This is a genomic window from Nocardia sp. NPDC057353 (assembly GCF_042667085.1).
Lineage (GTDB): Bacteria > Actinomycetota > Actinomycetes > Mycobacteriales > Mycobacteriaceae > Nocardia.
This window is the reverse complement of the sequence record NZ_JBHVAK010000008.1, coordinates 29758-44755: the sequence shown is the minus strand read 5'-3', so window position 1 is coordinate 44755 and position 14998 is coordinate 29758. Positions and strand designations below refer to the sequence as shown.

Below are 14998 nucleotides of genomic sequence, written 5' to 3'. Positions count from 1 at the left end.
AATCCAACCGGGTGTGAGCGGCACCCGGACTCGCGCCGCGGGAGATCCGGGCGCTGCCCGGTCCGGCAACGCCGGAAGTTCGGGATCCACTACCGACCCCGGTACCCCGACCGCCGAGGACGGGGGCCGGGCGCGGCGCGCACGGGCCAGGCGCGCCCGCGGGCGCAACCGCCTCCAGACCACACGCACAGATACGGAGCACACGTGACAGAGCCGACCCGTCTCCAGGTGAAGACCGCCGACCCGTACGAGGTGATCGTCGGCCGCGGCCTGCTCGGTGAACTCGTCGAGTCCGTCACCGCGGGCGGCGGGGTCCGCACGGTGGCGATCTTCCACCAGCCGCCGCTGGCCGAGACCGCGGAGGCGGTGCGCGCCGCGATCGCCGAGACCGGGGTGGACGCGCACCGCGTCGAGATCCCGGACGCCGAGGCGGGCAAGGACCTCGCGGTGGCCGGGTTCTGCTGGGAGGTGCTCGGCCGGATCGGGCTGACCCGCAACGACGTCGTGGTCAGCCTCGGCGGCGGCGCCGCCACCGACCTGGCGGGCTTCGTCGCCGCCACCTGGATGCGCGGGGTGCGCATCGTGCACGTGCCGACCACGCTGCTCGCCATGGTGGACGCCGCGGTCGGCGGGAAGACCGGCATCAACACCGAGGCGGGCAAGAACCTGGTCGGCAGCTTCCACGAGCCCGCCGCCGTCCTGGTCGACCTGGTGACGCTGGAGACGGTGCCGCGCAACGAGATCGTGGCGGGCATGGCCGAGATCGTGAAGGCCGGGTTCATCGCCGACCCGGTGATCCTCGACCTCATCGAGGCCGACCCGCAGGCCGCGCTCGACCCCACCGGCGACGTGCTGCCGGAGCTGATCCGCCGCTCCATCCAGGTGAAGGCGGACGTGGTCGGCACCGACCTCAAGGAGGCCGGGCTGCGCGAGATCCTGAACTACGGCCACACCCTCGGGCACGCCATCGAGCGCCGCGAGCGCTACCGCTGGCGGCACGGCGCCGCCGTCTCGGTCGGGCTGGTCTTCGCCGCCGAACTGGGGCGGCTGGCCGGGCGGCTGGACGACGCCACCGCCGACCGGCACCGCAGCGTGCTGTCCGCGCTCGGGCTGCCCACCGGCTACGACGCCGACGCGCTGCCGCAGCTGCTGGAGGGGATGCAGACCGACAAGAAGACCCGCTCCGGGGTGCTGCGCTTCGTGGTGCTGGACGGGCTGGCCAAGCCGGGCCGCCTGGAGGGGCCGGACCCGGCGCTGCTCGCCGCCGCCTATTCCGTGGTGGCCAAGCAGCCCACGCCGGACAACGGCGCCGTCCTGCTCTGACGAAGAAGGGGCGGTCCCCGTCGGGACCGCCCCCTCGCTCGACGACGTCGACCGGGGGAGTTACGCAGGCGCGGCCTGCGGCTGCGTGCCCGCCTTGCGGCCACCGCCCGCCCGCCTGCCGATGGCGGCGCCGATCAGCGCGGGCACGAAGATCAGCAGCACGATGAAGGCGGCGCCCGCGGTCAGCTCGAAGAGCAGCCCGTTGTCCCCGAGGTCGAAGCGGGGCAGGAAGTCCAGGATCCAGGCCACCAGCCCGCTGCCGATCCCGCCCGCCAGCCCGGCCCGCAGCCAGCGCATGGTCAGGTCGGCGCCCTGGCCGCCGCGCTCGATCCGCGCCCGGTCGGCCCTGCCGTCCAGCACACCCCAGGCGACGACCGCCGCCACCAGCACCAGCAGGCACAGCAGCCGCAGCACCGCGCCGTGCGTGGGCCAGTTCACCATCGCGAAGCCGAGCGCGGCCCGCAGGAACACCACCAGCGCGCCGAGAACCACCGCGCGCAGCACCCATGTGTTCATGTCCACCTACCGTTCATGCCCATCACCATAACCACAGCACCGTACCGCTCCCGCGGAAATGCCCGGCTCGGCCGAGCGGAGCTGTCCGGGACGGCGGAACCGGTCAGCTTTGCAGCGTCGCCGCCAGCGCCGCGCGCATGGCCGCCCGCGGCGCCTGCCCGCCGGTGAACTGCTCGACCTGCCCGAAGGCCTGGTTCAGCAGCATCTCCAACCCGCTCACCACGGTGTGCCCGGCCACCGCGACGGCGCTCGCCAGCGGAGTCGGCCACGGATGGTAGAGCGCGTCCAGCACGACCGGTGCCGCGGCGACGGCAGCCGCAACGGCCCCGGCGGCCGCCGCGGGCACGGTGCTGATCACGACGTCGGCGGCGGCACAGCGCTCGCCCAGCGGACCCACAGCGAAGTCGGTGTGGTCGGCCCGCAGCCCGAGCCGCTCCGCCAGCTCGAGCGCGCCCGCGGCCCGGCCCCGGTCCCGCGCCACCACCGTGACCTCGGTGGCGCCGAGGTCACGCAGCGCCAGCAGCGCGGGGCGGGCGGTGCCGCCCGCGCCGAGCACGACGGCCCGCTCGACCCGCCGCACCCCGGCATCGCGCAGCGCACCGGCGACCCCGTCGACATCGGTGCAGTCGGCGTGCCACCCCACCCCGGTGCGCACCAGGGTGTTGGCGGAGCCGACCAGCACGGCCCGGTCGGTGCGCGAGTCGGCGACGGCGAGCGCGGCCTCCTTGCCCGGCATGGTGACCGAGAGCCCGACCCACTCCGGCCCGAGCCCGGCGACCAGCCCGGGCAGCCCGGCGGCGTCGCACTCGATCCGCTCGTAGCTCCAGTCCAGCCCGAGCTCGCGGTAGGCCGCGAGGTGCAGCTGCGGCGACCGGGAGTGCCCGATCGGACTGCCGAGCACCGCGGCGCGCCGCGCCGGCCGGGCCGCGTTGCCGCTCAGCGCGCCGTCCGCCGCGGGACGGCCATCGGCACCTACCGCGACGCCGCCGCCCGCCCCGGCGTCGGAATTCGCAGCGGAACCGCCGTCAGCGCCCACTGTCGAGGATCCCGCTCTCCAGCGCGCGGTCGATATTGCGCAGGTGTTCGGCGTAGGACTCGGTGAAGAGCGTGGTGCCCTGCATGTCGATGGTCACGAAGTACAGCCACACCCCCGGCGTCGGCTTCTCCATGGCCTTCAGCGCGTCCAGCGACGGCGAGGAGATCGGGGTGGCGGGCAGCCCGGCCATGGCGTAGGTGTTCCACGGCGTCTTCGTGGCGCGGTCCGCGTCGGTGGTGGCCACCTCGGTCTTGTCCAGCGCGTAGTTCACCGTGGAGTCGAACTGCAGCGGCTGGCCCACCTCGAGCCGGTTCACGATCACCCTGGCGACCTTGCCCATGTCCTGCGGCAGCGCCTCGCGCTCCACCAGCGAGGCCGCGATCAGCGTCTCGTACGGGGTGAGGCCGTTGGTGCTGCCGGACTCCAGCAGCCCGGCGGCCTCGTAGCTGCGCGCGCTGGTGCTCACCAGCTGCGCCAGGATCTGCTGCGGGGTGCCGCTGGGGTCGAAGTCCAGCGAGCCCGCCATGATCAGCCCCTCCAGCTGCCGCTGCCGGTCCGGGACCTCGCTCACCGCCGCCCGCGCCCACTCCGGCACGCCGAGCGCGGCCAGGTCGGCGGAGGCGCCCGCGGCGTCCAGCTCCTGGTAGGTCACGCACTTCGGGGTGGTCCCGATGCAGCTGGCCGCGGCGATCTTGGTGTAGATGCCCTCCTTGCGGGAGCCGGTGTTCACGTCGTGCTGGTCGTGCAGCTGCCTGCCCTCGGAGATCACCACGTTGCCCACCCTGGCCTCGCCGCCGACCAGTTCGGCGACGGCCGCCTTGGCCGGGCTGCGGCTGGCGATGGCGTAGAAGCCGGGCTGCACCCCGCTCATGGCGGAGTTCTGCACGGCGGCCTCGTAGAACGCGGCGCTGCTGGCGACCGCGCCGCTCTCGTACATGGCGGCGGCGATCTGGGTCGCGGTGTCGCCGGACTTCACCTCGACCACCACCGGCTCCCCGCCGGGGCCCGCGAAGTCCTCGGCCGGGGTGATGCCGCCGAACAGCTTGCTCCCGACGTAGCCGACCGCGGCGACCACGAGCACCGTGAAGACCGCGCCGATCACCCAGAAGTTGCGCCTGCGGCGCTTGCGCTCCTCGGCCTTGCGGGAGGCGATCCTGGACGACTTGCGGCCGGAGCGCCCCGGCCCGCGGCGCCCGCGCGCGGGCGGCTCGTCGTCGTCCCGGCGCCGCGGCTCGCCGCCGCGCTCGGTCGCGGGCCGCGGCCTGCGGGCGGGCCTGCGCGGTGGCTGCTCGTCCGGGTAGTGCTCCGGGTCGGCGTGGCCGGGCTCCTCGTCCGGGTAGACCCCGTCCCCCGGGTAGGCGCCCGCGCGGTACGGCTCCTCGGCGTAGCCGCCGGGCAGCTCGTCGTCGTAGCGCGGGATGACCCTGGTCTCGTCGTCGTAGCCGTCCCAGTCGGGCTCGGTGGGTGCGGGGGCCCTGCGCTTGTAGCGGCGCTCGGCCTCCTTCTGGCGGTAGCGCTCCTCGGCCCGCGCCCAGCGCTCAGACATGCCGGGGTGCCTCCCGCCTGCTCGGCCGGTCAGACATGCGGCGACACCTCTCCCTCGGGTCCCACCGTGCGTTCGACCGACTTCACCACCGAGCTCCGTTCGTCCAACCAACCCTGCAGGATCGCCACCGCCGCCGCCTGGTCGATCACCTGTCGGCTACCGCGCGCGCGAACCCCGCTGTCCCGCAATGCACGTGCAGCTGACACGGTAGTCAACCGTTCGTCGGAGAGTCGGACGGGAACCGGTTGGACCGCTTCCCGCAACCGATCCGCGAACGCGATGGCCACGGCGGCCGATGCGCCGTTCTCCCCCCGCAATGTCCTGGGCAGCCCGACGATCACCTCGACCGCCTCATACTCCCGCACAATCTCGGCTAATCGTGCGATATCCGGTGCCGTGGCGGAATCCGCACCCCGCCCCTTCGCCCGCGCCACCGTCTCCACCGGGGTCGCGAGGATGCCGTCGGGGTCGCTGGACGCCACGCCGACGCGCACGCTGCCGACATCGATACCGATCCGCCTGCCGCGACCGGGGTCGCGCGCCGGATCCGGCCGGTCGGCGGGGCGGGCGCCCGCCGACGGCCGCTGCCGCTCGGAATCAGCCATCAGCCGGCGAGTTCACCCACCCGGCCGCGCACGGCGGCCAACCCGGCCTCGATCCCCGACGGGTCGGAGCCCGAGCCCTGCGCCATCTCCGGCTTGCCGCCGCCGCGGCCCGCGATTCCCGGCCCGAAGCTGCTCACCAGGTCACCGGCCTTGAAGCCGAGCTCCTGGGCGGGCTTGTTCACCGCGACCACGAACGGCACCTTGCCGTCGGCATTGCCGAGCAGCACCACGACGCCGGGCTCGCCGCCGAGCCTGCCCTTGATGTCGGTGGCCAGGGTGCGCAGGTCGCCGCCGCCGATGCCCGCAGGCGCCGCGGCCGCGACCAGCAGCACCGAGCCGATCCGCTCGGCCCGCTCGGCGAAGGTGGCCGCGCTCGCCAGCACCGCGGCGGTGCGGTTGCGCTCCAGCTCCTTCTCCGCGACCCGGAGCCGCTCCACGAGCTGCTCGACCCGGGCGGGCACCTCCTCCGACGGCACCTTGAGCGAGGAGGCGACACCGGCCAGCAGTGCCCGCTCCTTGGCCAGGTAGCGGTAGGAGTCCAGCCCGACGAAGGCCTCGACGCGGCGCACGCCGGAGCCCACCGAGGCCTCGCCGAGCAGCGTGATCGGGCCGATCTGCGAGGAGTGCTGCACGTGCGTGCCGCCGCAGAGCTCCATCGAGAACGGGCCGCCGATCTCGACGACGCGCACCTCGGAGCCGTAGTTCTCGCCGAAGAGCGCGAGCGCGCCCATCCGCTTGGCCTCGGTCAGGTCGGTGACGAAGGTGTTCACCGGGAAGTCGGCGCCGACGCCGTCGTTGGAGACCGCCTCGATGTCGGCGCGCTGCTGCTCGGAGAGCTGCCCCTGCCAGTTGAAGTCGAAGCGCAGGTAGCCGGGCTTGTTCAGCGAGCCTGCCTGCACCGCGTTCGGGCCGAGCACCTGGCGCAGCGCGGCGTGCACCATGTGCGTGCCGGAGTGGCCCTGGGTGGCGCCGCGCCGCCAGGCCGGGTCGGCCTGGGCCAGCACCACGTCGCCCTCGGTGACGGCGCCCTGCTCGACCGTTCCCCGGTGCACCCACAGCTTCTTGGCGATCTTCTGCACGTCGTCGACGCGCAGCTTCAGCCCGGTGGCGGTGATGCTGCCGCGGTCGGCGATCTGCCCGCCGGACTCGGCGTAGAGCGGGCTGCGGTCCAGGATCACCTCGACCCGCTGCCCCTCGGAGGCGACCGGGATCCGGACCCCGTCGGCCAGCAGCGCGAGCACGGTGGCCTCGGAGGTCAGCTCGTCGAAGCCGGTGAACTCGGTGGCGCCGCGGTCGATCAGCTCCTTGTAGACGCTGAGGTCGGCGTGCGCGTGCTTGCGCGCGGCGGCGTCGTCCTTGGCGCGCTGCCGCTGCTCGGCCATGAGCGCGCGGAAGCCCGCCTCGTCCACGGTGAGCCCGGCCTCGGCGGCCATCTCCAGGGTGAGGTCGATCGGGAAGCCGTAGGTGTCGTGCAGGGTGAACGCCTCGGCGCCCGGAATCGTGCTGCCGCCCTGCGCCTTCACCTCGCCCGCCGCGGTGTCGAAGCGGGTGGAGCCGGTGCTCAGGGTCTTGAGGAAGGCGGTCTCCTCACCGACGGCGACGGTCTCGATCCGGCGGAAGTCGGTGCCGAGCTCCGGGTACGAGGGCGCCATGAGCTCGGAGACGACCTTGATCAGCTCGGCCAGCACCGGCTGCTCCGCGCCGAGCAGCCGGGCCGAGCGCACGATCCGGCGCAGCAGCCTGCGCAGCACGTAGCCGCGGCCGTCGTTGCCCGGGTTCACCCCGTCCGAGATGAGCATGGCGGAGCTGCGCGCGTGGTCGGCGATCACCCGGAAGCGCACGTCGTCGCCCGCGTCGGCGCCGTACTTCCGGCCGGTCAGCTCCTCGGCCCTCGCGATGATCGGGCGCAGCAGGTCGGTCTCGTAGACGTTCTCCACGCCCTGCAGCAGCATGGCGATCCGCTCGACGCCCATGCCGGTGTCGATGTTCTTCTTCGGCAGCGTGCCGACCGGCGGGTGGCCCTGCTTGGGGCTCAGGTCGCCGCGGATGTCCTGCATGAAGACGAGGTTCCAGATCTCGATGTAGCGGTCCTCGTCGGCGACCGGGCCGCCCTCGCGGCCGTAGGCGGGGCCGCGGTCGTAGTAGATCTCCGAGCACGGGCCGCCGGGTCCTGGCACGCCCATGTCCCAGTAGTTGTCCTTGCCGTCGCGGAACTGGATCCGCTCGGCCGGCATGCCCGCGACGCGCTGCCAGAGCTCGGCGGCCTCCGGGTCGGACTCGTAGGCGGTGACCCAGATCCGCTCCGGGTCGAAGCCGTAGCCGCCCTGGTCCTGCGGCTTGGTGATCAGCTCCCAGGCGAAGCCGATGGCCTGCTCCTTGAAGTAGTCACCGAAGGAGAAGTTGCCCGCCATCTGGAAGAAGGTGTTGTGCCTCGTGGTGATGCCGACCTCGTCGATATCGCCGGTGCGCACGCACTTCTGGACACTGGTCGCGCGCGGGTAGGGCGGCTCCTCCTGCCCCAGGAAGTACGGCTTGAACTGCACCATCCCCGCGTTCACGAACAGCAGGTTGGGGTCCGCCAGGATCAGCGAGGCGCTCGGCACCTCGGTGTGTCCGGCACGGACGAAATGGTCCAGGAAGCGCCGTCGGATGTCGTGGGTCTGCACGGAAGTCCAGCCTACCGGCCCGGTTCATCCGATTTTCCGCTGCCCGGCCCTGCCCGCAGCCCGCGCACGATCCGGCGCAGTTTTCCGACCCTGGCGGCGACCTCGCGCTCGGCGCCGTGCTCGGTCGGGGCGTAGTAGTCGACGCCGACCAGTTCGTCCGGCGGGTACTGCTGCGCGAGCACTCCGCCCTGGTGGTCGTGCGGGTAGCGGTACCCCTGCGCGTTGCCGAGCCCGGCGGCGCCCGCGTAGTGGCCGTCGCGCAGGTGCGGCGGCACCGAGCCCGCCTTGCCCGCGCTCACGTCGGAGAGCGCCGCGCCGATCGCCGCCACCACCGCACCGGATTTCGGCGCGGTCGCCAGGTGGATGGTGGCCTGGGTCAGCGCCAGTTTGGCCTCGGGCATGCCGATCAGCTGCACCGCCTGCGCGGCGGCGACCGCGGTCTGCAGCGCCATCGGGTCGGCCATGCCGATGTCCTCGCTGGCGTGCACCACCAGCCTGCGCGCGATGAACCGCGGGTCCTCGCCCGCGCTGATCATCCTGGCCAGGTAGTGCAGCGCGGCATCCACGTCGGAGCCGCGGATGGACTTGATGAACGCGCTGATCACGTCGTAGTGCTGGTCGCCCGCGCGGTCGTAGCGCACGGCGGCCTCGTCCACGCTGGCCTCGACCAGCGCCAGGTCGACGGCGCCGCCGGTGGCCGAAGAGGTGGCCGCCTCCAGCGCGGTGAGCGCGCGCCGCGCGTCGCCCGCCGCGATCCGGACCAGGTGCTCGAGCGCCTCGTCGGTGACGGTGTAGGCGCCGCCGAGGCCGCGCGGGTCGGCGAGCGCGCGGCGCAGCACCGCGCGGATGTCGTCCGGGGTGAGCGGGCGCAGCTGCAGCACCAGCGAGCGCGAGAGCAGCGGCGAGACCACGGAGAAGGACGGGTTCTCGGTGGTGGCGCCGACCAGCAGCACGATCCGGTTCTCCACCGCGGCGAGCAGCGCGTCCTGCTGGGTCCGGGAGAAGCGGTGCACCTCGTCGATGAAGAGCACGGTCTGCTCGCCCGCGGTGAGCCTGCGCCGGGCCAGCTCGATGACGCCGCGCACCTCCTTGACCCCGGCGGAGAGCGCGGAGAGCGCCTCGAAGCGGCGCCCGGTGGCGGTGGAGACCAGCGAGGCGAGCGTGGTCTTCCCGGTCCCGGGCGGGCCGTAGAGCAGCACCGACGCCGCGCCGGAGCCCTCGACCAGCCTGCGCAGCGGCGAGCCGGGGCCGAGCAGGTGCTGCTGGCCGACCACCTCGTCCAGGGTCTCCGGCCGCATCCGGACGGCGAGCGGAACGAGTTCGCCAGCGCCCCGGAATTCGACGGACGCGAATTCCGGCTCGGCCGACGCCGATCCGGGCACGTCGAACAGCCCTTCGCTCATGGGTTCGACCGTACCGGGCCTGCTCACCCGCGCCGAGCGGTCAGACCGACCAGCGCTCCTCCAGCGTCGCGGAGACCCGCTCGGCGAAGTCGCCGACGTGGTCGTCGCCGATGCAGCGGGCGTCCTCGGCGAGCGCGGCCCACCGGTTGATCAGCGCCTCGGAGCGCGGCACCGAGAGGCCGTGCTCGCGGGCGGCGGCGATCCGCAGGTGGTCGACGGGCAGGAACCAGTAGGTGCTCAGCCACACCCAGATGAGCCTGGCCTCCAGGATCCGCTCGGCCAGCAGCTCGTCGTCGGCGAGCGCGGGCCAGACCCCGACCACCTCGGAGCGCCACGCCTCGATCATCTGCTGCGCCCGGTGCCGGGGCAGCTCGACGTCGCAGAGGCAGCCGGGGAAGGAGACCAGCGCGTACGCGACATCCAGCGAGGCGTCCCGGAAACCGCCCCACTCGTAGTCGAGGAACCGCGCGCCCTCGTCGTTCAGGATCACGTTGTCCGGGCACAGGTCCGAGGGGCTGAAGGCGCGGAAGCGACCCGCGGTGAACAACCGGTTGCCGCGCACGATGCGCTCGGCGATCTCGCCGGGCACGTCGACGCCGAGTTCGCGCTCCAGCATGCCCGGCACCTCGGAGACCGCGGCCTGCGCCTGCTGGGCGATGCCGTCCATCCGGTGCACCACGTCGACCCGGCGCAGCAGCGCGACGAAATCGGCCTCCCGGCCGACGGTCGCGGCGTGCATCCGGCCGAGCGCCTGCGCGTACGCCATCAGGCTGTTGTGCGTGGCGGTCTGGGTGCCCGCGCGCAGCACGTGCGTCATCTTGGCGTTCTCGCCGAGGTCGCTGAGGATCAGCAGCCGGGCGGGCAGGTCGTAGGCGACCAGGTAGGCGCCGGGGCGGTGCTCTCGGCTCAGCGCGGTGGTGAACTGGTAGGAGACGGCTTCGCGCAGGAAGGCGGAGTCGCTGCCCGCGACCCCCGGCACCACACTGCCGGGCACACCGGGCACGCCGGAGCCGTTCACCTGCTTGACGATCAGCGTGCGGGGTAGCGAGAAGGCGTTCTCCGCGACGCGGACCCGCAGAACCGTGGTTCTGCCACTCCCGCCGAGTTCGGTCGGGTCACTCAGCTTCACCGGAGCGCCCATCCGCTTTGTGAGCAAATGTTGCGCTGCGGCCACGACTTCGGCGGCGCGTTCGGCCAATAGTGCGGTCATCGTCTCTCAAAGTACTCGCATCGGGTCACTTTCAGCGAGCGGTTCGACAACCTTTCCGCGTCGCCCGGCGTGTCCCGCACGGCGCCGGCGCAACCCGCGCCGACGTGCTCGGCCCCGCCCGTGCGACCCGGCCCGCCCGGATCTCGACCGCGGTGTGGCACACCATGATCCGACCTTCGGCGGGGGGACACCGTCCCGCGTAGGCTTGGCCTCCTGCCGCCCCGCCTCCGCGTCGAAAGGGTCAACGGACGATGACCGAAAGCCACAACCGGCCCGGCTCGCAGCCTCAGGGTACCGGCCCGAAGCACGCGGCGCCGCAACCCGCGCCGCCGGAACCCCATCCCGGACCGGACGGTTCGGGATATGGGGGTCCGGCATACGGCCCGCAAGGCACCGGCCCCACCCCCACCGAGCAGATGTACAGCGGCTCGGGGGCGAGCGCGTACCCGGACGACCAGCCGCACTACGGCTACGAGAACCGGGCGCCCGAGGCGCTCGACGTCGGGCAGGCCATCAGCTACGGCTGGGAGAAGTTCCGGGCCGATCCGCTGACCTGGATCGCGGTCTCGGCGCTCGGCGTCCTGCTCTACCTGGTCTTCGTGCTCGTGGTCCGGGTCTTCGAGCCGACCTCGCTGTTCACCGTGCTGCTGCTGTTCCTGGTGCTGCTCGTCGCCGTCTGGGTGCTGCAGGCGGCCATGATCCGCGGCGCGCTCTACGAGGCGGACGGGCACCGACCGACGTTCGGCGCCTTCTTCCAGTACCTGAACGCGGGCAACGTGGTGCTCACCGCGCTGCTCGCCTTCACCCTCACCCTGCTGGCCGCGGCGTTCTGCCTGCTGCCCGGCATCGCGGTCGGCGTGCTGTGCATGTTCGCGCTGCACTTCGTGATCGACCAGGACCTCGGGCCGTTCGCGGCGCTGAAGGCCAGCGCGGGGCTGGTGGTCGGCAACCTCTGGCCGGTCGTGCTGCTGACGCTGGCCGTCGTGGTGATCACGCTGCTCGGGTTCCTGGTGTGCGGGCTCGGGCTGCTGGTGGCGTTCCCGATCGCCACCCTCGCGGTGACCTACGCCTTCCGCACCCTGACCGGCGGCGCGCTCTCCCCGGTGTGACCCGATCGCTCGCCGCGGAACGGACCGCGCTTTGCGCGCGCACCGGCGGCGCGACCGCCCGGCGTGCCGCCGAGGTGGGCGGCGGTCCGGCCGGACCGCCGCCCCCGAGGCTCAGCTCTGCGGCGCGGCCACCGCGACACCATTGGCTTTCGCCTGCGCCGGCTTGGCGTCCAGCCCGGCCTCCCGGCGCTGCTGCGCGGTGATCGGGGCAGGCGCGTCGGTGAGCGGGTCGACGCCGTTGCCGGTCTTCGGGAAGGCGATGACCTCGCGGATCGAGTCCAGCCCGGCCAGCAGCGCGACGATCCGGTCCCAGCCGAACGCGATGCCGCCGTGCGGCGGGGCGCCGAAGGCGAACGCGTCGAGCAGGAAGCCGAACTTCTCCCGCGCCTCCTCCGGCTCGATCCCCATCACCGCGAAGACCCGCTCCTGCACGTCGCGGCGGTGGATGCGGATGCTGCCGCCGCCGATCTCGTTGCCGTTGCAGACGATGTCGTAGGCGTAGGCCAGCGCCGCGCCCGGGTCGGTGTCGAAGGTCTCCAGCGACTCCGGCTTGGGCGAGGTGAAGGCGTGGTGCACGGCGGTCCAGGCCGAGTGCCCGAGCGCGACGTCGCCGCCCGCGGTGGCGTCGGCGGCGGGCTCGAAGAGCGGCGCATCCACGATCCAGACGAAGGACCAGGCGTTCTCGTCGATAAGCCCGACCTTGCGCGCGATCTCGCCACGGGCGGCGCCGAGCAGCCCGCGCTGCGCCTTGGCGGGCCCGGCCGCGAAGAAGACGCAGTCGCCGGGCTGCGCGCCGACGTGCGCGGCCAGCCCGGCCCGCTCGTCCTCGCTCAGGTTCTTGGCCACCGGCCCGCCGAGCTCGCCGTCCTCCCCGATCAGCACGTAGGCCAGCCCCTTGGCGCCGCGCTGCTTGGCCCACTCCTGCCAGGCGTCGAGCTGGCGCCGCGGCTGGCTCGCGCCGCCGGGCATGACGACCGCGCCGACGTACGGCGCCTGGAACACCCGGAACGGGGTGTTCGCGAAGTACTCGGTGCACTCGGTGATCTCGACGCCGAAGCGCAGGTCCGGCTTGTCCGAGCCGTAGCGCCGCATGGCCTCGGCGTAGGTCATGTGCGGAATGGGAGTGGGGATCTCGTGGCCGATCAGCTTCCACAGCGCGGCCAGGATCTCCTCGGCCAGCAGGATCACGTCCTCCTGCCGGACGAAGCTCATCTCCAGGTCCAGCTGGGTGAACTCGGGCTGCCGGTCGGCGCGGAAGTCCTCGTCCCGGTAGCAGCGCGCGATCTGGTAGTACCGCTCGATGCCGCCGACCATGAGCAGCTGCTTGAACAGCTGCGGGCTCTGCGGCAGCGCGTAGAAGCTGCCCGGCTGCAGCCGCGCGGGCACCAGGAAGTCGCGCGCGCCCTCGGGGGTGGAGCGGGTCAGCGTCGGCGTCTCGACCTCGACGAACTCGTGCCCGGCCAGCACCGCGCGGGCCGCCGCGTTGGCCTTGGAGCGCAGCCGGATCGCGTGCGCCGGGGTGTCCCGCCGCAGGTCCAGGTAGCGGTGCTTGAGCCTGGCCTCCTCGCCGGGCTGCTCGTCCAGCTGGAACGGCAGCGGGGCGCTCTCGTTCAGCACCTCCAGCTCGGTCACGTCGATCTCGATCGCGCCGGTCGGCAGCTCCGGGTTCTCGTTCCCGTCCGGGCGCCGCTCCACCGTGCCGGTGATCAGCACGCAGTACTCGGCGCGCAGCCGGTGCGCCTGGTTCGCGGCGTCACCCTGCCGGAACACCGCCTGCACCACCCCGGAGGCATCGCGCAGATCGATGAAGATCACGCCACCGTGGTCTCGCCGCCTGGCCACCCATCCGGTGAGGGTGACGGTCTGGCCGGCGTGCTCGCTTCGCAGCGAGCCGGCCAAGTGGGTGCGCAGCACGGGGATCCTTTCGACGTGGTTCGAGCACCGGTAGGGCGTGACCAGTGCGGTTGCCATCGTAGTGAGACCCGCCGAGCGAGGGGAAACCGATATCCGTCCACCCCGACCGGGTATAGCCGTGCCAAGCTGTACCGGCGCGCGGGCAGTTCGAACAGAAAGCGACGACATGACCTTCAACGAGGGCCTGCAGATCGACCCGAATCGGGCCTCCGGCGGCGGGCCGGGGCGGGGCGGCAAGATCGCGCTCGGCGGCGGCGCCGGCGGAATCATCCTGGTGGTGCTGGCGCTGCTGCTCGGCGGCGACCCCGGCTCCATCCTGGGCCAGTTCACCGGCGCGGGCGGCACCGAGGGGTCGAGCAGCGAGGGCACGCCGGAGCACTGCAAGACCGGCGCCGACGCGAACCGCTACGTGGACTGTCGGGTGGTGCTCACCGCGGAGAGCCTGGACGCGGTCTGGACCGAGCAGCTGCCCGCGCAGGCGCGGGTGCAGTACCAGGAGCCGAAGCTGGTGCTCTTCACCGGCGCGGTCAGCACCGGCTGCGGCAATGCCACCAGCGAGGTCGGCCCGTTCTACTGCCCGGCCGACAACTCCGCCTACTTCGACACCTCGTTCTTCCAGGACCTGGTCGACCGCTTCGGCGCCAGCGGTGGGCCGCTGGCCCAGGAGTACGTCGTCGCGCACGAGGTCGGGCACCACATCCAGACCCAGCTCGGCGATATCGCCAGGGCGCAGAACGACCCGCAGGGCCCGGAGTCCGGGGCGGTCCGCACCGAGCTGCAGGCCGACTGCTACGCCGGGCTGTGGGCGCACTACGCCGACAAGACGCCCGCGCCGGGCAGCGACGTCCCGTTCCTGCAGCCGCTCACCGAGACCGACATCAAGGACGCGCTGTCGGCCGCGGCGGCGGTCGGCGACGACCGGATCCAGCGGGCCTCGCAGGGCCGGGTGAACCCGGAGGCGTGGACGCACGGTTCGTCGGATCAGCGGCAGAAGTGGTTCCTGGCGGGGTATCGAACCGGGCAGTTGGCTGCCTGCGACACCTATTCGGCGCGAAACCTGGACAACCCGCCCGCCCTGCGCTGACCATCGTCTGCGGCCGGGAACCCGCCCGCCGCCGTTTCCAGAGAAGGACACTCGATGCGACGAGCACTGCTGCTGCCGGTGCTGCTGATCTCCACCCTGCTGGCAGGCACCGGGGCGGCGCAGGCCGAGCCGGGGACGCCGAGCGCGCAGCCGCCCGCGGCCGCCGTCCCGCTGCTCACCCTGACCGCCATCCCGAACGGCTGGCAGACCAGGGTGGACCTCCGCCCCGAGCTGCAGGTGTACGCCGACGGCCGCGCGGTGCGGGTGCCGGACGCCGTCGCCGCCGACCGCGGGCCGGACGCCGAGCCGCGCGAGGTCGAGGGGACGGTTCCGGGTGACGTCGTCAAGGCGGCGGTGAGCGAGACGGCGGAGCTGGCGAAGCTGGACCTCGGCATGCCGTCCGTCTCCGACCAGGGCTCGCACATCATCGACGTCATGCCGGAGCGGGACGCCGACGCGGTGCACGCCATCGTCTACGCCCCCGGGTTCACCGACGGGCTGAACGACGACCAGAAGCAGGCGCGCGAGCGCTTCGACCAGCTCTACCGCAAGCTCCTCGACGCCTTCGAGGAGAAGCGCTGAGCTG

At 72.9% G+C, this 14998-nt stretch carries 12 protein-coding genes; 4 read left to right on the top strand and 8 right to left on the bottom strand.

The annotated features are described in order from the left end of the window. Nucleotides 1-204: 204 nt before the first annotated feature. Nucleotides 205-1323, top strand: a complete 1119-nt coding sequence (gene aroB, locus ACFUUZ_RS05940; protein WP_378692983.1) for a 3-dehydroquinate synthase — start codon at nt 205-207, stop codon at nt 1321-1323. 60 nt (nt 1324-1383) lie between these two features. On the opposite strand, the gene ACFUUZ_RS05935 is transcribed toward aroB, so the two are convergent. The 7 genes from ACFUUZ_RS05935 to ACFUUZ_RS05905 all read right to left on the bottom strand — a co-directional run bounded on the left by ACFUUZ_RS05935 (nt 1384) and on the right by ACFUUZ_RS05905 (nt 10305). Then, nucleotides 1384-1839 carry a B-4DMT family transporter gene (locus ACFUUZ_RS05935; protein WP_378692982.1) on the bottom strand — a complete coding sequence of 152 codons (456 nt, stop codon included), beginning with the start codon at nt 1837-1839 and terminating at the stop codon, nt 1384-1386. 103 nt (nt 1840-1942) lie between these two features. Further along, nucleotides 1943-2779, bottom strand: a complete 837-nt coding sequence (locus ACFUUZ_RS05930; protein WP_378693139.1) for a shikimate dehydrogenase — start codon at nt 2777-2779, stop codon at nt 1943-1945. Between the two features lie 85 nt (nt 2780-2864). Continuing rightward, complete coding sequence (gene mltG, locus ACFUUZ_RS05925) at nt 2865-4421, bottom strand: endolytic transglycosylase MltG (RefSeq protein ID WP_378692980.1); 1557 nt, start codon at nt 4419-4421, stop codon at nt 2865-2867. A 29-nt stretch (nt 4422-4450) separates the two neighbouring features. Further along, a complete protein-coding gene (ruvX, locus tag ACFUUZ_RS05920; protein ID WP_378692978.1) occupies nt 4451-5026 on the bottom strand; it encodes a Holliday junction resolvase RuvX in 576 nt (191 codons plus the stop codon). Next, on the bottom strand, nt 5026-7692 hold the full coding sequence (gene alaS / locus ACFUUZ_RS05915; RefSeq protein ID WP_378692977.1) for an alanine--tRNA ligase: 2667 nt from the start codon (nt 7690-7692) through the stop codon (nt 5026-5028). The genes ruvX and alaS overlap by 1 nt, the downstream gene beginning before the upstream one ends. Nucleotides 7693-7703: 11 nt before the next feature. After that, complete coding sequence (locus ACFUUZ_RS05910; RefSeq protein ID WP_378692976.1) at nt 7704-9095, bottom strand: replication-associated recombination protein A; 1392 nt, start codon at nt 9093-9095, stop codon at nt 7704-7706. Between the two features lie 40 nt (nt 9096-9135). Next, the gene (locus ACFUUZ_RS05905; RefSeq protein ID WP_378692975.1) at nt 9136-10305 is read right to left on the bottom strand and encodes a phosphotransferase family protein; all 1170 of its coding nucleotides are present in this window, start codon (nt 10303-10305) and stop codon (nt 9136-9138) included. A 416-nt stretch (nt 10306-10721) separates the two neighbouring features. Here ACFUUZ_RS05905 and ACFUUZ_RS05900 point away from each other — a divergent pair, with 416 nt between their 5' ends. Next, entirely contained in the window at nt 10722-11414 is a 693-nt protein-coding gene (locus ACFUUZ_RS05900) for a hypothetical protein (RefSeq protein WP_378692974.1), read from the top strand. A 111-nt stretch (nt 11415-11525) separates the two neighbouring features. Here the strand turns inward: ACFUUZ_RS05900 and aspS are convergent, their stop codons facing one another. Then, nucleotides 11526-13328 (bottom strand): aspartate--tRNA ligase, encoded by a 1803-nt coding sequence (gene aspS, locus ACFUUZ_RS05895; protein WP_378692972.1) that lies wholly within the window; start codon nt 13326-13328, stop codon nt 11526-11528. 166 nt (nt 13329-13494) lie between these two features. Here aspS and ACFUUZ_RS05890 point away from each other — a divergent pair, with 166 nt between their 5' ends. After that, nucleotides 13495-14412: a neutral zinc metallopeptidase gene (locus ACFUUZ_RS05890; RefSeq protein ID WP_378692970.1), complete on the top strand. Its 918-nt coding sequence runs from the start codon at nt 13495-13497 to the stop codon at nt 14410-14412. A gap of 54 nt (nt 14413-14466) precedes the next feature. Continuing rightward, nucleotides 14467-14994, top strand: a complete 528-nt coding sequence (locus tag ACFUUZ_RS05885; protein ID WP_378692968.1) for a hypothetical protein — start codon at nt 14467-14469, stop codon at nt 14992-14994. Nucleotides 14995-14998: the final 4 nt, after the last annotated feature.

Bases quoted from the DNA above. Each gene is read 5' to 3' on its own strand.
- ACFUUZ_RS05935 (WP_378692982.1), bottom strand. From the start codon at position 1,839: ATGAACACATGGGTGCTGCGCGCGGTGGTTCTCGGCGCGCTGGTGGTG.
- mltG (WP_378692980.1), bottom strand. From the start codon at position 4,421: ATGTCTGAGCGCTGGGCGCGGGCCGAGGAGCGCTACCGCCAGAAGGAG.
- ruvX (WP_378692978.1), bottom strand. From the start codon at position 5,026: ATGGCTGATTCCGAGCGGCAGCGGCCGTCGGCGGGCGCCCGCCCCGCC.
- ACFUUZ_RS05910 (WP_378692976.1), bottom strand. From the start codon at position 9,095: ATGAGCGAAGGGCTGTTCGACGTGCCCGGATCGGCGTCGGCCGAGCCG.
- ACFUUZ_RS05905 (WP_378692975.1), bottom strand. From the start codon at position 10,305: ATGACCGCACTATTGGCCGAACGCGCCGCCGAAGTCGTGGCCGCAGCG.
- ACFUUZ_RS05900 (WP_378692974.1), top strand. From the start codon at position 10,722: ATGTACAGCGGCTCGGGGGCGAGCGCGTACCCGGACGACCAGCCGCAC.
- ACFUUZ_RS05890 (WP_378692970.1), top strand. From the start codon at position 13,495: ATGACCTTCAACGAGGGCCTGCAGATCGACCCGAATCGGGCCTCCGGC.
- ACFUUZ_RS05885 (WP_378692968.1), top strand. From the start codon at position 14,467: ATGCGACGAGCACTGCTGCTGCCGGTGCTGCTGATCTCCACCCTGCTG.